The organism is Rhizobium sp. CCGE 510 (assembly GCF_000292525.1).
Classification (GTDB): domain Bacteria; phylum Pseudomonadota; class Alphaproteobacteria; order Rhizobiales; family Rhizobiaceae; genus Rhizobium.
Map to the genome: position 1 here is coordinate 84648 of NZ_AEYF01000002.1, position 18818 is coordinate 103465.

An 18818-nucleotide genomic window follows, 5' to 3' on the forward strand; every position below is an offset into this window, starting at 1 on the left:
ACTGAAAACAAAAGGGTAGCTGGCCGAAGAGTCCCTCGGCCACCTCTGGCGAAATATCTTACTTTGCCGCCGCTTCGGCCTGAAGGGCCTTGAGGTCCCAGCAGGTATCGGGCTTCAGGTCGGCCTTCGTCGTTGCCTTTTCCAGCGTGTAGATGAAGGTCTTCGACGTGCCGGCCGGCTGGCCGCTCTGCAGCAGGAATTTGATAATGGCGTTGATGTCGCCGGACTGATGATGCAGCTCGGTCATGACGACGGCGCCGTAAGTCCCGTTTTCGAGATTATCGCAATCTGCAGCCTTTTCACCGCCACCTGTCGTTACGAGAAACACCTTGTCCTGCAGCTTGGCATCACGGATTGCAGCAGAAGCTCCGGTAGCGTCGCCATCCCAGAAATCGATGATGCTGCAGATATCGGGATTCTGCTGAAGCATGGTCGTCGTGACGTTGCGCGAATTGGTGGCATCCCAGTTGGAGTCGGGCTTGGCGACGACCTTGAAATCGGGGTTCTTATCGAGGATCTTCATGATGCCGGCATACTGATAGAGGCTCGAAGCGTTGACCTGGTCGCCCTGGACGAGACCGATCTTCTTGGACGAATTCGGGCCGCATCCCTTGATGGCTGCCTGCGCCTCAAGCTGGCCGAGCTTGTCCCAATCCGAGCCGACGAAGGCGTCGGCCGGGTAATTGGCAGGATTGTCGATGAGGATGACGTAGATGCCGGCAGCCTGCGCCTTCTTGTAGAGGCGGGAATAGGAATTCAGGTCGGGTGCATGGACGATCAGGACATCCGGCTTGGTGTCGGAAGAGATCGCTTCGGTGATCGCCTGCGCGCCGGCCTCCGTGCTCCAGTTCGGATCGCGGGTTTCGAATGTGCCGCCGAATGCCTCCACTTCCCTCTTGAGGTAGTGCGACCAGCCTTGAGCCAGGTCAAAACCCATCGCCAGAGGAACGAGCATGACGCGCTTTCCCTTGAGAGCCTGGGCATAGGCGGCCGGACCCGGATCTTCCTGGGCCTGCGGCGCCGTTGCGAAAAATGCGATGGAGAGGGTGGCGGCCGCTGCCATCACCAGTTTCAAGTATCTCATCATAGTCCCCTTGTTCGGTGCGTCGGTAAAAATATCCGCCTTCTCGGCGGCAATCGGAATTCAGATGTCGCCCTGCTGGGCCGTCTGCTCGTCACGCGGATTGAGGACGCCATCGACAATGATGGCGGCCAGCAGAATCGTCGATTTGATGAGGTTCTGGTAGATCAGCGGAATGTCGATGATAGTCATGGCATTCAGCATGATGCCGATCAGCGCTGCCCCAAAAAGCACGTTGCGCACGCTTCCTTTGCCACCAGAGAGACCGATGCCGCCGATGACGGCGACGAGCACGATGTCGTAGAGCAGGGTCGAGTTGACGATACGGGTGTTGATGGAATGCAGGCTCCCCGCAGTAAGAATACCGGCCACGAAAGCGATTGCCGCTGAGATCACATACCGGAGCACCAGCATCGGCCGCACAGGCATGCCGATGTTGCGCGCAGCGACAGGGTTGTCGCCCGCGAAATACACGTAGCGGCCCCATTTGGTGTAGCGCAGGAAAAGAAATGTCGTGAAGGACAGACCGGCGAAGATGAAGACCTCCACCGGCACGTTCAGAAAGCGCAATCCGCCGACGAGCTCGATCCAGTTGCCCGATGGCACGGGGACGGCGTCCTGCGTGATCAGCTGCGACCGGACCACGCCGAACACGAAGGATCCGCTGGCCAGCGTCACGAAGATGGCGGGAACATCCGCATAGGCAACGAGGAACCCGTTGATCAGCCCTATGCCCAGCACGCCCGCAAGCACCAGAGAAAGTGCCGCCCCGCTGTCCACGCCCGTGCCCAGAAGCTGCAGATACCAGGCAACCGACATCGCCATGATCGCCACGACTGACAGGTCGATGCCGCGTCCAATGATGACGATGGCCATTCCCAAGGCGAGGATACCGAGAACCGACACGGAGCGGGCGATCGCTACGATGTTGTCCGTCGTGAGAAAGCCAGGCAACGCGATGGAGGCCGTGATGAAGATCACGACAGCAATCACCAGGACGATGCGCTCCTGATTGAGATTTCTCCAGCCGATACCCTGCACGCCGCCCTCGCATTCATAAAGGAGATGTTGCAGCGCAGATTTGCGCCAGAGCACCGGATGCAAGGGTAGCGTTGCGAAAATGACTTCGTCCAATGAATCTTTCTAGCGTTTATCCATGCAAATTGGGAATGATCCGGCCAGATCTTCGCGGCGCGTGGAATTCGCCAGCATATTAGAATTGCGTTTTCGGATTGTCTGCGCCGGCAGTATATTTTTGTTGGCGATCCAGTTCAATTCCGGGACATTATCGTAGCCATCGGTCGCGGCAGTCGCTGATCGTTTTCGCCCACAGGATGCGGATTTACGATGGACGAAAGGGTTTTGCGAAGCTTCGCGACGATCGCCGAGATGGGCAACCTGACGCTAGCCGCTGTCCGGCTGAACATGACCCAATCAGCGTTGACGAGACAGATCCAAAAGCTGGAGATGGAACTCGGCGTCCAGCTTTTCGAGCGGATGGGACGCAAGCTCCGTCTTTCTCGTGAAGGTGACGTTCTGCTGTCGCGTGTGCAATCGGTGCTGGCTGCGAGCCGGAAGATGCATGACACCGCCGCCAAGCTGCGGCAAGGCGAGGTCAGCATCCTGCGCGTAGGAGCCTGCTCGCAGGTCATCGAACGCTATTTCCCCGACATACTTTCCAAGTGGCGAGCGATCAATCCGACGATCGAGATCAAGGTGGAAGAAGGCGGCGGCGCAGACCTCAGCCGCGCGCTTGCGGACGGCGATGTGCATATTGCCATCAACGCCAGTAGCTTCATTCAGAATGACCAGTCGGACAGTGTGCCGCTCGGATTCATGACGCTGCGGGCGATCGGCCTTTGCGAATTTCTGCCACCGGGAGAAAGCCCGGTGGAGCTGGACGAGGTCGGCCAGCATCCGTTGCTGCTGCTAAACAAGCGCCACGTTACCCGCGAAATTTTCGACGCGGCATGCCGTGTAAGCGGTCTTGCACCGATGATCGGGTTGGAAACCTCCTCGCCTCATACGTTGCTGGCGATCGCGGCGGGCGGTGGCGGCATCGCCGTGGTACCGTCCGCGACTGTCTTGAGGAATCGTTCGCTTTCGAATCGGGCCATCGCGCTCGGCGGCAAACCACTGGATTTTGAAATCGCCGCAATCTGGCCGAAAAGTGCCCCCTTAACGTCACTCGGCAGGGCATTCGTGACGATGCTCGAAAATCACATCACCGATGTCGCGGCCGATCGCAAGACGGCACGGGACAACATCGTCGTCCTGACCGATAGACGCCGGTAGGCCGCCTACGCCTGTCGAAGCGGTCCTCATTTGCCGCTTGCTTTGTCGATCGGCATCAGCTGGAACTCATCGGGCACAAGGAGGGTCTTGTCGCTCAAATCCGCGCCAGTTAGCCGCGGATCCGCATATTGCTGCGTGCCGACAGCGGCTTTTGCCGGGAGCTAGCTCGTGGCCTGGTGCGAGGCCAATCGGCTCTATTATCTATTCGGGCTGGCGCGCAATGCCCGCCTTATTGGCGAAATCGAACCGGAGCCAACACAAGCCGGTGAAGAAAGCCACCAGACCGGCAAGCCTGCCCGGCGCTTCAAAGACCATATAGCACCCTCACCAGTTGGGGCCGCCCGCGGCGCGTTCGCTAGCATTGCCTGCAGCCAGACGAGAAACTCCATTGTCACGACCGGTGCGTTGCTATCGCTTTTGAAACCTTAAGCTAAAACGGGCGCCTTCTGAAGCATCTCCGCTGGCGCACTGCTTACTTTTTCAGAAGCTCGCTTAGCTTCGCCTGCTCATCCGCCGTCAGCTTGCTTCCCGTCGGCTTGCCGGCCCTTCTGCGGGCAAAGACCAGCAGTGACAGGCCGCCGGCGAGCACCAGCAGCGCCGGGGCGCCCCAGAGTAGGCCCGTCTTCATGCTGAACCGCGGCTTCAGCAGCACGAACTCGCCGTAGCGCGAGACGATATAATTCAGCACCTCATCGTCGCTGTCGCCGTCGGTGATGCGCTCGCGCACCAGCAGGCGCAGATCCTTGGCGAGATCGGCATTGGAATCGTCGATCGACTGGTTCTGGCAGACCATGCAGCGCAGTTCCGCCGAAAGGCCCCGGGCGCGGGCCTCCAGCGCCGGGTCGGCCAGCACCTCGTCGGGATTGACGGCGAAGGCGGAGAAGGGCGTGAAGAGGATGAACAGGATGACGAGGAGACGGGAGAGAGGCCGCGTTCCCCTTCTCCCCTCGGGGAGAAGGGGCCCGACAGGGCGGATGAGGGGGCGGCCCCTCGCAGCACAACCGACCTTTCGCTTGCGCTCAAGCCCCTCGCGGCTCTGCCGCTCAGCCCCCTCATCTGCCCTTCGGGCATCTTCTCCCCGATGGGGAGAAGGGGAAAAAAGATGCGAGCCCGTCATTCCGCCGGCTCCATTGCCGGCGCTGCCGGCTTTGCGGGCTTCGCCTTCCTGCGTGGGGCGCCGACGCGCAGGCGCCGGTCGCTGAGCGAGACAAGGCCGCCGAAGGCCATGAGCACGGCTCCGCCCCAGATGCAGAGGATGAACGGCTTCCACCAGATGCGCACGACGATGCCGCCGTCCTTGGTGGCGTCACCCAATGAGACGTAGAGTTGGCTGAGCCCGAAGGTCAGAATGCCGGCCTCCGTCGTCGGCATCTGGCGGGCGGTGTAGAGGCGTTTGGCCGACCAGGTATCGGCAACCGCGACACCGGCGCGGCGGATAGTGAAGTGGCCGCGCTCCTCGGTGTAGTTCGGCCCGGTCGCCGGCTGCATGCCGTCGAAGTGCAGGCTGTAGCCACCGGCATCGGTGGTCTCGCCGGGCTTCATCTGGATGACGTGCTCGGTCTGAAACGTCGTCACCGCGACGATGCCGAGCACGGTGACGCCGAGCCCGGCATGGGCAAGGGCGGTGCCGAAGGCCGAACGTGGCAGGCCGGTCAGACGGCGCCAGGCGACATTGCCCGCCACCTTGCCGATGCCGGCGCGATACCAGAGATCTGCCGCTGCACCCAGAACCAGGAACAGCCCGGCTGCCAGTCCGAACACGGATAGGACCGGGCCGCCATGTTGGAGATAGAAGAAGACCACCGCAGCGGTGAAGGCAAGACCGGCAACGACATAGAGCCGCTGCAAAACGCCAAGCAAATCACCGCGCTTCCAGGCAAGCAGCGGTCCAAAGGGCACGACAACGATCAGCGGCGCCATCAGCAGGCCGAAGGTCAGGTTGAAGAAGGGCGGCCCGACCGAGATCTTGTCGCCGGTCAGCGTTTCCAGCAGCAGCGGATAGAGCGTGCCGGTGAGAACCGTGCCGCATGCAACCGTCAGGATCAGATTGTTGACGACAAGCGCGCCCTCGCGCGAAATCGGCGCGAACAGCCCACCGGCCGACAGCTTCGGGGCGCGGAAGGCAAACAGCGACAGCGCGCCGCCGATAAAAATCAGCAGGATGCAGAGGATGAAGACGCCGCGGGAGGGATCGCTGGCAAAGGCATGCACCGAGGTCAGCACGCCGGAACGCACCAGGAAAGTGCCCATCAGCGACAGCGAGAAGGTGAGGATGGCCAGCAGCACCGTCCAGATCTTCAGCGCCTCGCGCTTTTCCATGACGAGAGCGGAATGCAGCAATGCGGTGCCGGCGAGCCACGGCATGAAGGAGGCGTTTTCCACCGGGTCCCAGAACCACCAGCCCCCCCAGCCGAGTTCGTAATAGGCCCAGTAGGAGCCCATGGCGATGCCGAGCGTCAGGAAGGTCCAGGCGGCCAGCGTCCACGGCCGCACCCAGCGCGCCCAGGCGGCGTCGATGCGGCCTTCGAGGAGGGCCGCGACAGCAAAAGAGAAGCAGACCGAAAAGCCGACATAACCGAGATAAAGCAGCGGCGGGTGGATCGCCAGACCGATATCCTGAAGGACCGGATTGAGATCGCGGCCCTCGGCCGGCGCCGGATCGAGCCGCAGGAAGGGATTGGAGGTCAGAAGAATGAACAGCGTGAAAGCCACCGAAATCCAGGCCTGCACGGCCAGCACATTGGCCTTCAGCGTCTCCGGCAGGTTACGGCCGAAGACGGCGACCAGGGCGCTGAACAGCGTCAGGATCAACAACCAGAGCATCATCGATCCCTCGTGATTGCCCCAAACACCGGAATATTTGTAGATCAGCGGCACCAGCGAATGCGAATTCTCCCAGACGTTCTCGACCGAGAAATCCGAAACGACATGTGCATAGGTGAGCACGCCGAAGGAGAAGGCGACAAGCGCAAACATCGCCAGCGAACCGACCGTCGCCACATCCATCATCGCCCGGTCGCGGCGACGAGCTCCCATCACCGGCACGATGGAAAGGATGAGCGCCGTGGCCAGCGCCAGCACCAGCGCGTAATGGCCGATCTCGATGATCATTGCGTCGCCTTCACTTCCTGGGCCTGACCTTCCTTCGTTGCACCTTGGCCTTCCTTCGTTGGGCCTTGGCCTTCTTTCCACAGCCCCTGCTGCTTCAGCCTGTCGGCCACGTCCTTCGGCATATAGGTCTCGTCATGCTTGGCAAGCACGGTGTCGGCGACGAAGACGTTGGTCCCTGATGCAAACATGCCTTCGGTGACGACGCCCTGGCCTTCGCGGAAGAGATCGGGAAGAATGCCGGTATATTTGACCTTGACGGCGTTGGTGCTGCCGTCGGTGACGGCAAATTCCACGGTCGAGCCGGTGTCGCGTACGACGCTGCCTTCGCCGACCAGCCCGCCAAGCCGGATGCGGGTTTCCGGCGCCACCGGCGTCTTCGCCAGATCGGCCGGCATATAGAAATAAGCGACCGACTGGCTGAAGGCGAACATCACCAGCAGCACGGCGGCGGCAATGAAAACCATGCCGCCCGATATCACCGCCAGGCGCTTCTGCTTACGCGTCATTGCGTCATTCCCTCCGTGGCGATGCCGAGTTCCTTGGCCAGCGCCAGCAATTGCCTGCCCTGTTCGCCGGCCGGCGGAAAGGCCGCAAGGCCGCGCTTCAGCGCAGCGGCGGCGCGATCCTTATCGTTCAATACGGCGTAAGAGCGGACGAGCCGCATCCATCCCTCGAAATTGTTCGGATCGGCGCTCAGCTTGGTATCGAGGCTCTCGACCATGCCGCGGATCATTTGTTGCCGGTCGCCGGCGCTCATGTTGTCCGCCGCCGCCACATCCTGCTGCGTGGGATTGCCGGGGGCAGCCGTATCGGCGCCCGGGGCAGCCGGATCGGCGCCCGGGGCAGCCGTATCGGCGCCCGGGGCAGCCGGATTGGCGCCCGGGGCAGCCGCACCGGCCGGCGCGCCGCCATTCATGGCGATATGCTGGTTGACCAGCGGCAGCCAGGGCGCATCGGCCGGCGATTGTTTTGCCAGCGCCTCGAAGGCCTGGCGCGCCTCATCGGGCCGTCCCGCCTGCTCCATGCTGAGCGCGATATAAAAGCGGGCGCGGGGATTGTCAGGTTCCAGTGTCAGCGATTGTTCCAGCACTTGGCGCGTTTCCTCCGTCACGACGCCGTCGGAGATTGCCATCAGCGTCTCTGCCAGGCCGTCGAGCCGGGCCGGACTCGGGCCGAGAAGCCGGATGGCATTGCGATAGGCCACTTGCGCATCGTTCACCCGCATGGTGCTGACATAGATCGGCGCCAGCACGTCCCAGCCCTTGCCGTCATCGGGCTCCTCGGCCAGGTGGCGTTCCGCCTTGGTGATCAGCACAGCCATATCGTTGCCGGGATTTTCCAGCCGCGCTTCCAGCGGCTGCGAGGGCAGGTCCGGCCTGCCCGTCGTCAAATAAAGACCGAGGCCTAGAACCGGCAGGACCAGCAGCACGAAGGCCTCGCTGAAACGGTGATGCCGTGCGGGTTTCGGGGTTTCTTCCTCATCGGCAGAGACGGCGATCAGCCGCCGGCCGATTTCGGCCCTGGCGTAATCAGCTTCTTCAGGCGTGATCAGCCCGCTATTGAGATCGCGGTCGAGTTCGCGCAGTTGGTCGCGGTAGACTGCCGCCTCGCCCGCGCGGATATTCTCCGCCGCCTTCGCTCCGCGCAGAAGGGGGTAAAGCAGGATGATGGCGACGGCTGCCGTCAGAACGGCAACGAGAATCCAGAACAGCATACCGGCCCAAATACTTGATGCGCGCCGCCATTCCAACTGCCAAAGCCGGAATGACAAAGATTTGAGCCGCAACTCACCAGATTCAGCCGAGCGGCGACCAGCTTCCGTCGTTGTTGCGGCAGGCAGCGCCTCGCACCACGGTGTCCTTGCCGTCGGCGGTCAGCGTATGGGTATATTGCCGGCAGTTCTGCGAACCGACCTGATAGGGTGCTGCCGCGACCACCTTGCCGGCGACGTCCTTGCCGGTCCACAGCACCGGCTGGCCGACGGCTGCACCTTCCAGCGCCCGATATTCTGCCTCGAGCGCCCGCTGTTTGTCGCTATCGTTCAGCGTCACGCCGCTGCGGCCGGCAAGACCGCCCTGCAGCGCGGTGAGGAAGGCGGCCGAGGCCGAGGGCTTGCTCGAAAAAATGCCGCGTGAAGCGGCACCCTTCGTCGTCGTGCAGCCGGAGAGCGCGACGGCGACGAGAAGAGCGGAAGCGATCATGCCTTGCGAGCGTAAAATCATTGCGTCGAACCACGATCAGGGGTCAATTTCAGCCGATCGAAGTGCAGCGTCCCCGTGTCAGCATTAAGGCAAAGCATGCTATACATTTGCCAGTATCTTTGTGACATCAAGCAGTTGCTCATGCAACATCCTTTGTGATGCCGGGCAGGATAAGCTTCGCCTTGAGCCCGCCCCATTCGCCGCGGGAAAGCTCGAGCCGTCCTTGGTACTCACTGGAAATCTCGGTGACGATCGAAAGGCCGAGCCCGGTTCCGGGCTTGCTTTCGTCGAGCCTGCGGCCACGCTTCAGCGCCTCGCGGATCTGATCGGGCTCCAGGCCCGGCCCGTCATCCTCGACGGCGAGCTCCACCCAGTGGCGGCGCACACTCGCCTCCGCTCCCTTGACGTCGTCGCCGGCCTCGACGGCCGAAAGCCGTACCTTGCTTTTGGCAAAACGCGCCGCATTCTCCAAGAGATTGCCGACTGTCTCCTCGAGATCCTGCTGCTCCATGGCGACGGCCAGATGCGGCGGCGAGACGACGAGATCGAATTCGGTATCGACGTTCAGCCGGCGCATGACGCGCACCAGCCGCTCGAGCGCCGGCTCGGCGTCGGTGCGGGCAAGCACGGATTCGCGCTGCGCGGCGATGCGCGCGCGGTTGAGATAGGACTGCACCTGCCCCTGCATCGATTCGGCCTGGCTGCGCACCAGTTCGCCGTGGGATTTTTCGAGCACGCGCGCCTCGTTGAGAAGAACGGCAATCGGCGTCTTCAGCGAATGGGCGAGATTGCCGACCTGCATGCGGGCCCGCTCGACGATGCGGCGGTTGCTGTCGATCAGCGCGTTGACCTCGTTGGCGAGCGGCAAAATCTCACGCGGGAAGTCGCCTTTGAGCTGCTCGCTCTCGCCGGCGCGGATGCGCTCCAAGGCGGCACGTGCCTTGTCGAGCGGCTTCAGGCCATAGAGAATCGCCAGGGCATTGACGATCAGGCTGCCAACGCCGAAGCCGGCCAGCGCCAGATAAAGGCTATGGGAAAAGGTGCGCACGTCGTCTTCGACGACATCGACATTGCCGGTGACGCGGACGCGCGCCGCGCGCCCGTCGGTATCGAGCACCACTTCGGTTTCGGCCACCTGCACGCGGTTCCCGGAGGCATCCGTCACCTGGTAGTAGCGTTCGTAATTCTTGTCGAAGGGCGCCTCGACGACGGAGGGAACCGGAATGAGCGCCGAGCCGAGCGAGGGCGACACAAGCGGCGCCGTCGTATAGGTGCCGAGCGGCTCCACCACCCAATACCAACCGGTCTTCGGCTGGGCGAAACGCAGGTCGCCGAGCTGCGGGCTGCCGCTGAGTGCCCCCTGATCGCCGATCGTCACCGAATTGATGACGTTATAGAGCTGCGCCCGCAGCAGATCCTGGAAACCGCGTTCGGCACTCTTGCGGTAGAGGGTGGAGATCAACAGGCCGATCACCACCAGCGCCACCGTCGACCAGACCGTGGTCAACAGCAAAACACGTGCGGTGAGCGACTTAATTCGCATGTTTCGGCGCTTGGATGCGGTATCCGAGACCGCGCACCGTTTCGATCAGATCGACGCCCATCTTCTTGCGCAAACGGCCGACAAAGACCTCGATCGTATTGGAATCGCGGTCAAAATCCTGGTCGTACATGTGCTCGACCAGCTCGGTGCGGGAGACGACCTCGCCCATATGATGCATGAGATAGGCGAGCAGGCGGTATTCGTGCGAGGTCAGCTTCAGCGTCGTGCCATTGACCGTCGCCTTCGAGGATTTCGTATCGAGCCGCACCGGCCCGCAGATGATCTCGGATGACGAATGCCCGGCCGCACGCCGGATCAGCGCCCGAATGCGCGCCAGCACTTCCTCGACATGGAAGGGTTTGGTGACGTAGTCGTCGGCCCCTGCGTCGATGCCGGCGACCTTGTCGCTCCAGCGGTCGCGCGCCGTCAGAATCAGCACCGGCACGCCGCGGCCGGCGCCGCGCCATTTTTCAAGGACGGTGACCCCGTCCAGCTCCGGCAGGCCGATATCGAGAATGATGGCGTCATAAGGTTCGGTATCGCCGAGGAAATGGCCTTCCTCGCCGTCGAACGCCTGGTCGACGACATAGCCCGCCTCCTTCAGCGTGTCGGCCAGCTGCCGGTTCAGATTAACGTCGTCTTCGACTACCAGAATGCGCATCGGTTCGCCTTCGCCCGCTTCAAATCGATCATGTCCTGAATAGACCGATTCCGCCTACATCGGAACCTTTACCGTCACTTTGCGTGGACGCTGGCCGTTTCCCGACACCAGGACGGTGATGATGCAGGTGTCACCCACCGGTTGCACGGACAGCAGCTGGCCGCCCGTTTGCTCAACGACCTGGGCTGCGGCGGCGCTGCAATCGCCTGCTACGCTATGGACGAGAGTGCCGACGCCGTCCGATGAGGGCGCCGATACCACCAGTCCGGCGGCCAATGCTGCGACGCTCAGAGGAAAGGCCATGTGCTATGCTTTCAAGGTAATGCCAACGTGGCCCGAATATGTACTCACGCGACCTGAATGGCAAATGAATGCGCTGTAACACAGGGCATTTAGAACCATTCTCGACTGCTGGCGGCAGCCGGTATCGGCCGCTGAAAACCGCTGCCGCGGCAGGCTTCGGCGGCCTTCTCCGCATCGGAAAAATGCCTTCGACCTTCCGCGTGCCGGGATTGCAATCGCAGCTTTTGCCGGCCGGTCGAAACTGGTATGCCCTCGCTGTTTCCGCGTTCAGGCCATTTCAGCACCAATGCCAAATTCCTTCCGCTTCCGCTCGGCGCAGACGGTCACCGTGCTTGCCATCACCCAGCTGATCGGCTGGGGCACGACGTTCGACATGCTCGGGGTCATGGGCCGCGTCGTGGCGCCTGCTCTCGGCTTGGCGAACGAGGTCGCGTTTGCCGGCCTGACGATCATGATGATGGTCAGCGCCATCGTTGGTCCCGCGACCGGCCGCTGGCTCTCCCGTTACGGCGCAGCCCGAGTGCTATCGGCCGCCTCGCTGACCTTTGCGCTCGGCCTGCTTCTGCTTTCCGCCGCAAACGGCATCGTGCTCTATGCTAGCGCCTGGGTCGTCATCGGCGTCGGCGGCGCCTGTGGCCTTTCAGCACCGGCCTATACGGCCGTCGTCGAGCGCGAAGGGGCGAACGGCAAACGCGTCATCGCCATTCTCATGCTGTTCACCGGTCTTTCGAGCGCCATCTTCTGGCCGATCCTCAGCCTGCTGAACGAGACGCTCGGCTGGCGCCTCACCTTTCTCGTCTGCGCGGCGCTGCAATTCTTCGTCTGCCTGCCGCTGCATCTTTTCGCCCTGCCGAAACCGATCGTGACGCATGCCGACGGCGGCGGGGCCGAAATTGCGCCGGTGCCGTTGTCGAAAGCGGCGCGGCGCAAAGCGTTCCTGCTGATAGCCGCGGCGACGACGATCTCGACCTTCATCACCTTCGGCGTGTCGCCATCGCTGCTCGAAATCTTCCGCCAGTCCGGCGCCTCGCCGGCCTTCGCCCTGCAGCTCGGCTCGGCCCGCGGCATCCTCGGCATCTCGGCGCGTTTCCTCGACATGCTGCTCGGCCGGCGCGGCAACCCCATGCTCAGCGCGGCCGTGGGCATTAGCCTGATGATGATCAGTTTCCTGATTATGCTGGTCGGCGGCCCGTCGACACCGCTGCTCGTCACCTTCGTCCTGCTCTACGGCTTCGGCACCGGCGTCATGACCGTCGCCCGCGCGCTTCTGCCGCTGGCGGTGTTTTCGCCGGCCGAATACGGCCTGCAATCGGCCCGGCTGTCGCTGCCGCAAAACCTCGCCAACGCCATCGCCCCCGTCATCTTCACCGCAATCCTCGACCGCGCCGGCACCGGCCCGGCACTCGTCGTCTGCGCCGTTCTCGCAGCCTTGTCGCTGAGTTTCGTGCTGATATTGATGGCGGTGGTGCGCGGCGCCCACGCATCGCTGACGAGCCGGGTCGTCTCGTGAGAGCCCGGGCCCGGCAAGTCAGCCATTCTTAATCTGTCTTGAGTATCATCACCGTCATCGCGAGAGCGGCATTCGGTCCATGCACCGCGACTGCTGCGACCATCGACCATCAGTGCACAGCCATTTTTGGCGAATCTTTTGAATCACTTGCCAGCGCTTTTTCGAAGGTTGAGTCCGACGGCTCACGAGTTGAGTGAGCTGGGGCGCGATGCCGCTCCGGAAAATCATTTCATCCAATTGAAATACCAATGGAATGTGGCATGGCAGCCGCACACTGGCGAGATTCAAAGTGGCCGCGTTACCGCCGTGCGGCTATCGTAATCGGCGGCGATGCGTTTTTCCCGCAGCGGACGCACGCGCTCGATCGAGAGCTGATAATCGGGATGGGCCTTGTAGGCGGCAAGGGCCGCCTCGTCGTCGAATTCGCCGTAGACCACGAGATCGATCTCAGTGCCCAGTTGATCGGTCTTCACATTGGTGCCGATTTCCAGCAACCGCGCATGCGGAATGCCGGTCAGAATCGAAAGCCCGGCCCTCACCTCCTGCAGATGTTCCTCCTGCACGGTGAAGAAGACGATATGGCGGATCACGCGGAAGCTCCTGTCAAGTTTCAGAGGGTCAACCGCGCGATAACACGCGCGCCCCAGGCCTTCAACCGTGCGAACATGCCATGCGGGGCATCCGGACGTATCGCCGCAGCGAAGGCGATGGCGTAAGCCGCGAGCTTTTCCGCCCGGTCGGTGCCGTTGACGATGCGGCGCGCGTTCACCCAATCCTCCGTCGTCAAGTTCAGGTGATCGGCAAGCTTGTGGCCGGTAAAGCTGCCCTGCAGCATGCCTTCGATCAGGATGGTCACCGCCGCCTCCATCTCCATCGCCCGGTCGGGATCGGCAACGAGGTCGATGCCCGTCAGCGTGCTCATCGCCTCATAGTTCCGCCTGTGGGTGAGCTGCACCAAGCCGCGTCCGAGCCAGCTGCGGCCATCCTCGTCGGGCCGCCAGTAAGGAGTTTTCACCCAGGAAAGCTTGCCTGCAGCAAAGGCCGTCTCCAGGATCTCGACCGCGCGTGTATCGCTTTGCGCCAGCGTCTCTCGCACCGGCTGCATCGTATAGGCGGTCTCGTGGTAAGCGGTTGCGAGGATGTAGGCGAGCCACCGCCGATCGGCATGGGGAAACCGCTCTTCCCAGGCGTCGATAATCGCCGTGATGCCCACTACCTGAGGATGCGTCATCTCTCCTTTGAAGAGTTGATCCCGCACCGTATCGAAAAAGAAACCTCGGTCCATGTGGACAACCATTCCGCGCTTCCCAGAAATATCGTGGTTAAAACCGTCTTAATCGATTAAAATCTATTTAATCGGTTAAAGTGTTTAAGCCACTGATTTACACGCCTTTTATCTTGTGCGATGCATTTTCTTGCCCTGAAGCCTTACCACAAAAGCGAGGAGACTTCCGATGCAGACGCCCGCAACGCAGCAAACCACCATTCCCCAGCACGTCGTCGACCAGATGGAAAACGAATGGCGCCAGATTCGCCCTGAACGGGAAAATCCGCGCCCGGTCCAGCAGCCTCAACAACAACGCTGATATAAGATCGAGTGCCGTCCAGCGCCCGATCAAGGCCCCGGCCAATCAATCGTGGCCGGGTGAATTCTTCATAGCTGCAATAAACATCCCAGCCGCTTGACCGCCCCTCATCGCCTCACGGCATCGAGCCGTTTCGCTAGCGTTTCCAGCGATCGGGTGAAGACCGTTGTGTCGTCCAGCGCCCGCGACAGAACCAGTGCGCCTTGAATGCCGGCAACGCCCTCCTCGGCCAGCACCTGCGCCTCCTCCTCTGCACAGCCTGCCCGCATCAACGCCGAACGCAGGGCGTCGATCCAGCGAATAAAATAGCCGCCGATTGCTGACGAAAATCGTTCCCGGGTCTCGTCGAGCGCGAAGGCGCCGACGAGACAGATGCGCCGGCCGGAGCGGAAATAATCGTTCACATTCGTCCACATCGCCGCGACCGCCTGACGAGCGTCGTCCCTTCTTAACGGCTGATAGATCGCATGTTCGAACCAGGCATCGACATCGGCGAGCACGGCAGCCGCCATCTCCTCCTTTCCGCCGGGAAAGAAGTGATAAAGGCTGCCCTTACCGATGCCGGTCCGTTCGGTGATGCGGCTGAGCGACGTTGCCGCATAGCCGAGCTCGCGGAAGATTTCCGCCAGCAACGGCACGATGTCGGCGCGTTCGTAGACGGTCTTCACCGGCTGAGCTCCCTGCTTGGCTTGCGTCAGAGGCCGAGTTCGCTGAGACCGGGATGATCGTCCGGCCGCCGGCCGAGCGGCCAATGGTACCGGCGTTCCGATTCCCGGATCGGCAGGTCGTTGATGCAGGCGAAGCGGCGCTGCATCAGACCGGCGGCATCGAATTCCCAGTTCTCATTGCCAAAGGAGCGGAACCAGTTGCCGCTGTCGTCGTGCCATTCATAGGCGAAGCGCACGGCGATGCGATCATCTGTGAAGGCCCAGATTTCCTTGATCAGCCGGTAGTCCAATTCCTTGGCCCATTTGCGGCTGAGGAAGGCGACGATCTCGGCTCGGCCGTTGACGAATTCGGCGCGGTTTCGCCAGCGGCTATCCGGCGTATAGACGAGTGAGACGCGCTCTGGATCGCGGCCGTTCCAGCCGTCCTCGGCAAGTCGGACTTTTCGGGTGGCGGTCTCAAGAGTGAAGGGTGGGACGAGGCTGGACATGGGCGCTCCTGTACTGGTCGGTTATCATTGTACTGATTGGTACAGTTGTCGCAAGGTCCCAAGGCAACGTTTTAACGCTAAGGCCGAGATGCAGCCAGAATCTCCCTCACCCGCGGGAACGGCGCAGCAGATCGGCGCTCTCCTTGCTCCATCGCAACGGCAGAGCATCCGGGCGAAGCACGATCGCTTCCGGCGTGAAACGCCACAGCCGTTCCGCCCTTTGAAAGCTGGTGATTTCGGGCGAATCCAGCAGCACCTCGACCTTGCCGGTCATCTGCAGCAGGTCGCCGGTTTCAAAATCGATGAAGACCAGGCCGGCCTTCGGGTTGACGAGGAAATTGCCGAGGGTGTTGAAGAACCGATTGCCGGAAAAATCGGGAATGGTGAGCACGCCGTCGGCACTGAGACGCACGAAACCGGCATCGCCGCCGCGATGGGAGACGTCCACCTGCCGCTCGCCATTGTCGCGATCGACATAGGAGGCGACGAAGAAGGTATCGGCACCCTCGATCATCTGCCGCATGCGATCGTCGAGTTGACCGGAATGCAGCGGCACCACCGCTGTCGGCCTATCGGGATCGCGGACAAAGACCGAGCAGCGGGGGTGGATATATTGCGGGCAATTGCCGAAGCTCTGGCCGACGCGCACGCGGAAAGCTTCGGCATCCGTTCTGCGGATCACCCCGTTCAGCCGGTTACGCCGGCGGGTCTCGAGTTGGATGCCGAGCATCGCGATCGCATTGTCGTCCTCCATGCCGGCATCGGCGGGATCGGCCAGGTCGCGCCGCAGGTCGACATCCAGGACCTCCGGATCCGGCGAGGACATGAAGCCCGGCCGCTCAGCCCGCACCGTCGCCCAGACATCGCCTTTGGCATCGACGGCACCGAGCACGACGAAAGGCAGCATTGGAAAGAAAGCGCGGTGCTGCTCCGGCATCGCCTTGCGGAGGAAATTGCGCCCGGGTCCGTCCATGCGTTCGACGACCCCGACGCTGCGCTGCATGGCGAGTTCACCCTGATGCCAGGGTGATGTGCCGTCCTGTCTTGTCTGCTCCAGCATTACGGCCTCCTTGCGGGCACCATTTGGGAAACCGGGACGGTGATCCGTCCCGGCGACGTGTCATGCGGCGAGGCCGATCTTCGTCTTGCGAAAGCCGACGAAACCCGGCAACGCCTCGATGCGCGCCAGCCAGGCGCGGACGCCTGGATAGGCAGAGAGATCGACATTGCCCTCCGGCGCATTGGCGATGTAGCTGTAGAGCGCGACGTCGGCGATCACCGGATCGTCGCCGAGCAGGAAATTGCGGCCGGCGAGTTCTGCCTCGATCAGCGCGAGAATACGGTGCGCCCGGGTGATCACCTCCTCAGTGCGGAAATCGGCGCCGAAGACGGTCACCAGGCGAGCAGCGCACACCCCGTAGGCGATTTCGCCTGATGCGACCGAAAGCCATTTCTGTATTCGCGCAGCGGTCAATGCCTCTTCCGGCAGCCAGTCGGTACGGCCATATTTGCGCGCGAGATAGACCAGGATGGCAGAGGAATCGGCAATCACCGTGCCATCGTCATCAAGTACCGGCACCTGCCCAAACGGATTGAGCTTCAGAAACTCCGGCGTTTTGTGGGCACCCGCCGCCAGGTCGAGTTCGACCAGTTCATAGGGCACGCCAAGCAGCGACAGGAACAGGTGAACCCGGTGCGAATGGCCGGATAGCGGATGGTGGTAGAGTTTCATGATGGTTTCCTCTTATCTTTGCAATCGACGGGCCGCGATTGCCGATGGCCGCTTCGAACCATCTGCGGCACAATTTATTGCCTTCCATTTAGGTGTAGTAGAGCGCTAATATGGAAGGCATATTCCCAACTCATGGAAGGATAGGATGGACCGCCTCGACGCCATGACCGTGCTTCTTGCCGTGGTCGAACAGGGCAGCCTGTCGGCCGCCTCCCGGCATCTGCGGTCGCCGCTGGCAACTGTCAGCCGCAAGATTTCCGAACTGGAAGCACATTTGAACGCCCGGTTGCTCCAGAGAACCAACCGGAAGGTCGCGCTGACGGAGGCCGGCCGCTCCTATGTGGAGGCGGCGCGGGAAATTCTCGATCGGGTGGAAGAGGCCGAACGGGCAGCGGCCGGTGAATACAGCGCGCCGAAGGGCGAGTTGACGATGACTGCGCCGATCGTCTTCGGGCGGCTGCATGTGTTGCCTGTGGTGGTGGATTTCCTGAAGGCCTACCCCGATATCAATCTGCGGCTGATGCTTGGTGACCGGCTGTCCAACCTCGTCGAGGATCATATCGATGTGGCGCTGCGGATCGGCAACCTGCCGGACAGCAACCTGATCGCCACCAGGCTCGGCGCAATCCGCCGGACGGTCTATGCCAGCCCGGATTATCTGACGCGGCACGTCGCACCTCAGCAGCCAGGCGATCTCACCGCACATGACTGCGTCACCTTCGAGGCCATGGCCTCGACGCTGAGTTGGACATTCACCGAAGGGAAACGCGATCTCATCGTGCCGATCCGCTCACGGCTTGCCGTCAACACCGCCGAGGCTGCGGTCGATGCGGCGGTCGCCGGTCTCGGCGTCACCCGGGTACTTTCCTACCAGGCCGCAGGCGCTGAGATGGCGGGTCTACTCACGCCGCTGCTTGTCGATTTCGAACCGCCGCCGGCACCGGTGCATCTCGTCTATCCCCAGCAGGGATTGGTGCCGCTGAAATTGCGGGCGCTCATCGATTTCGCCACACCGCGCCTGCGCGCGACGCTGAACAGATCCTAAAGCGCGTCGCGATCTTTCAGATTCGCTCCTAGCGCTTTAGCCCTTTGTTTTACGCATGTCGTTGCGGCAAAAGCGCTTCGCGCTTTGCCTGGGAAAACCGCTGCACACTTTTGCGCGACATGCTTCAGGCGAGCTTGCCCTCTTCCGCCTTGTAGAAATACTGGCTGGCGACCAGCCAGCCCTTCAGCGGCCGAAGCGGCGGGATGCAGGTGGCGAGCATGAAGGGGCCGGTGACCAGAAGCTGCACCCAGATGGGCGCCGTGAAAGCGACCTCCAGCCAGACACCGAGCAGCACGCTCGGTATGCAGGCAAAGCAGATGACGAAAAAAGCCGGACCGTCAGCCGGATCGGCGAAGGAATAATCGAGGCCGCAAACCTCGCATTCCGGCTGCAGGGTCAGGAAGCCCTTGAACATATGGCCCTGGCCGCAACGCGGGCAGCGTCCCCTGATGCCGGTCTGCAGGGGAGGAAGCGGAGGATATTCGGTCTCCATGATGATCTCGCCTTTTTGCGTGTGACATCGAACCAATCAATGCCCAATAATGTATGCATGCAATATGGGTACATTGTTTCACCATTGCCAGTCAACCTGTC

General features: G+C 62.0%; 20 protein-coding genes and 1 pseudogene. 4 read left to right on the forward strand and 17 right to left on the reverse strand.

Annotation, left to right across the window (positions count from 1 at the left end):
* Nucleotides 1–58: 58 nt before the first annotated feature.
* Both RCCGE510_RS02065 and RCCGE510_RS02070 read right to left on the reverse strand, forming a co-directional pair.
* Nucleotides 59–1087, reverse strand: a complete 1029-nt coding sequence (locus tag RCCGE510_RS02065; protein ID WP_007626663.1) for a sugar ABC transporter substrate-binding protein — start codon at nucleotides 1085–1087, stop codon at nucleotides 59–61.
* 57 nt (nucleotides 1088–1144) lie between these two features.
* Nucleotides 1145–2122 (reverse strand): ABC transporter permease, encoded by a 978-nt coding sequence (locus RCCGE510_RS02070; RefSeq protein WP_037077556.1) that lies wholly within the window; start codon nucleotides 2120–2122, stop codon nucleotides 1145–1147.
* 306 nt (nucleotides 2123–2428) lie between these two features.
* On the opposite strand from RCCGE510_RS02070, the gene RCCGE510_RS02075 reads away from it, so the two are divergent.
* Nucleotides 2429–3376 carry a LysR family transcriptional regulator gene (locus RCCGE510_RS02075; RefSeq protein ID WP_007626668.1) on the forward strand — a complete coding sequence of 316 codons (948 nt, stop codon included), beginning with the start codon at nucleotides 2429–2431 and terminating at the stop codon, nucleotides 3374–3376.
* Nucleotides 3377–3848: 472 nt separating this feature from the next.
* On the opposite strand, the gene RCCGE510_RS02080 is transcribed toward RCCGE510_RS02075, so the two are convergent.
* The 8 genes and pseudogenes from RCCGE510_RS02080 to RCCGE510_RS02115 all read right to left on the reverse strand — a co-directional run bounded on the left by RCCGE510_RS02080 (nucleotide 3849) and on the right by RCCGE510_RS02115 (nucleotide 11195).
* The gene (locus RCCGE510_RS02080; protein WP_037077559.1) at nucleotides 3849–4283 is read right to left on the reverse strand and encodes a cytochrome c-type biogenesis protein; all 435 of its coding nucleotides are present in this window, start codon (nucleotides 4281–4283) and stop codon (nucleotides 3849–3851) included.
* A 206-nt stretch (nucleotides 4284–4489) separates the two neighbouring features.
* On the reverse strand, nucleotides 4490–6487 hold the full coding sequence (locus RCCGE510_RS02085; protein ID WP_007626673.1) for a heme lyase CcmF/NrfE family subunit: 1998 nt from the start codon (nucleotides 6485–6487) through the stop codon (nucleotides 4490–4492).
* Entirely contained in the window at nucleotides 6484–6993 is a 510-nt protein-coding gene (gene ccmE, locus RCCGE510_RS02090) for a cytochrome c maturation protein CcmE (protein ID WP_007626675.1), read from the reverse strand. Before ccmE ends, RCCGE510_RS02085 begins: the two co-directional genes overlap by 4 nt.
* Nucleotides 6990–8232 (reverse strand): annotated as a pseudogene (gene ccmI, locus RCCGE510_RS02095) (c-type cytochrome biogenesis protein CcmI). Before ccmI ends, ccmE begins: the two are co-directional and overlap by 4 nt.
* Nucleotides 8233–8283: 51 nt before the next feature.
* Nucleotides 8284–8709: a hypothetical protein gene (locus RCCGE510_RS02100; protein WP_007626679.1), complete on the reverse strand. Its 426-nt coding sequence runs from the start codon at nucleotides 8707–8709 to the stop codon at nucleotides 8284–8286.
* Between the two features lie 118 nt (nucleotides 8710–8827).
* Complete coding sequence (locus tag RCCGE510_RS02105) at nucleotides 8828–10231, reverse strand: HAMP domain-containing sensor histidine kinase (protein WP_007626680.1); 1404 nt, start codon at nucleotides 10229–10231, stop codon at nucleotides 8828–8830.
* Nucleotides 10221–10892 carry a response regulator transcription factor gene (locus tag RCCGE510_RS02110; protein ID WP_003569356.1) on the reverse strand — a complete coding sequence of 224 codons (672 nt, stop codon included), beginning with the start codon at nucleotides 10890–10892 and terminating at the stop codon, nucleotides 10221–10223. The genes RCCGE510_RS02105 and RCCGE510_RS02110 overlap by 11 nt, the downstream gene beginning before the upstream one ends.
* Before the next feature lie 54 nt (nucleotides 10893–10946).
* Nucleotides 10947–11195: a hypothetical protein gene (locus RCCGE510_RS02115; RefSeq protein ID WP_007626701.1), complete on the reverse strand. Its 249-nt coding sequence runs from the start codon at nucleotides 11193–11195 to the stop codon at nucleotides 10947–10949.
* 286 nt (nucleotides 11196–11481) lie between these two features.
* On the opposite strand from RCCGE510_RS02115, the gene RCCGE510_RS02125 reads away from it, so the two are divergent.
* Nucleotides 11482–12705, forward strand: coding sequence for an MFS transporter (locus tag RCCGE510_RS02125; RefSeq protein WP_007626705.1), 1224 nt, complete (start codon nucleotides 11482–11484; stop codon nucleotides 12703–12705).
* A 284-nt stretch (nucleotides 12706–12989) separates the two neighbouring features.
* Here RCCGE510_RS02125 and RCCGE510_RS02130 read toward each other — a convergent pair whose 3' ends face one another.
* Together RCCGE510_RS02130 and RCCGE510_RS02135 are read right to left on the reverse strand one after the other, a co-directional pair.
* Nucleotides 12990–13295 carry a Dabb family protein gene (locus tag RCCGE510_RS02130; protein WP_007626707.1) on the reverse strand — a complete coding sequence of 102 codons (306 nt, stop codon included), beginning with the start codon at nucleotides 13293–13295 and terminating at the stop codon, nucleotides 12990–12992.
* Between the two features lie 20 nt (nucleotides 13296–13315).
* A complete protein-coding gene (locus RCCGE510_RS02135) occupies nucleotides 13316–14002 on the reverse strand; it encodes a hypothetical protein (RefSeq protein WP_007626709.1) in 687 nt (228 codons plus the stop codon).
* A gap of 157 nt (nucleotides 14003–14159) precedes the next feature.
* Between RCCGE510_RS02135 and RCCGE510_RS35940 the strand changes: the two genes are divergently transcribed.
* Nucleotides 14160–14291: a hypothetical protein gene (locus RCCGE510_RS35940; RefSeq protein ID WP_007626710.1), complete on the forward strand. Its 132-nt coding sequence runs from the start codon at nucleotides 14160–14162 to the stop codon at nucleotides 14289–14291.
* Nucleotides 14292–14398: 107 nt separating this feature from the next.
* On the opposite strand, the gene RCCGE510_RS02140 is transcribed toward RCCGE510_RS35940, so the two are convergent.
* From RCCGE510_RS02140 to RCCGE510_RS02155, 4 genes are all read right to left on the reverse strand, one after another.
* Complete coding sequence (locus RCCGE510_RS02140; protein ID WP_007626711.1) at nucleotides 14399–14959, reverse strand: TetR/AcrR family transcriptional regulator; 561 nt, start codon at nucleotides 14957–14959, stop codon at nucleotides 14399–14401.
* Nucleotides 14960–14985: 26 nt separating this feature from the next.
* Complete coding sequence (locus tag RCCGE510_RS02145; RefSeq protein WP_007626712.1) at nucleotides 14986–15447, reverse strand: nuclear transport factor 2 family protein; 462 nt, start codon at nucleotides 15445–15447, stop codon at nucleotides 14986–14988.
* A 106-nt stretch (nucleotides 15448–15553) separates the two neighbouring features.
* Nucleotides 15554–16507: a pyridoxamine 5'-phosphate oxidase family protein gene (locus RCCGE510_RS02150; protein WP_007626713.1), complete on the reverse strand. Its 954-nt coding sequence runs from the start codon at nucleotides 16505–16507 to the stop codon at nucleotides 15554–15556.
* Nucleotides 16508–16567: 60 nt separating this feature from the next.
* Complete coding sequence (locus tag RCCGE510_RS02155; RefSeq protein ID WP_007626714.1) at nucleotides 16568–17179, reverse strand: glutathione S-transferase family protein; 612 nt, start codon at nucleotides 17177–17179, stop codon at nucleotides 16568–16570.
* A gap of 145 nt (nucleotides 17180–17324) precedes the next feature.
* Here RCCGE510_RS02155 and RCCGE510_RS02160 point away from each other — a divergent pair, with 145 nt between their 5' ends.
* On the forward strand, nucleotides 17325–18224 hold the full coding sequence (locus RCCGE510_RS02160; RefSeq protein ID WP_007626715.1) for a LysR family transcriptional regulator: 900 nt from the start codon (nucleotides 17325–17327) through the stop codon (nucleotides 18222–18224).
* Between the two features lie 124 nt (nucleotides 18225–18348).
* Here RCCGE510_RS02160 and RCCGE510_RS02165 read toward each other — a convergent pair whose 3' ends face one another.
* Complete coding sequence (locus RCCGE510_RS02165) at nucleotides 18349–18717, reverse strand: DUF983 domain-containing protein (protein WP_007626716.1); 369 nt, start codon at nucleotides 18715–18717, stop codon at nucleotides 18349–18351.
* Between the last annotated feature and the right edge of the window lie 101 nt (nucleotides 18718–18818).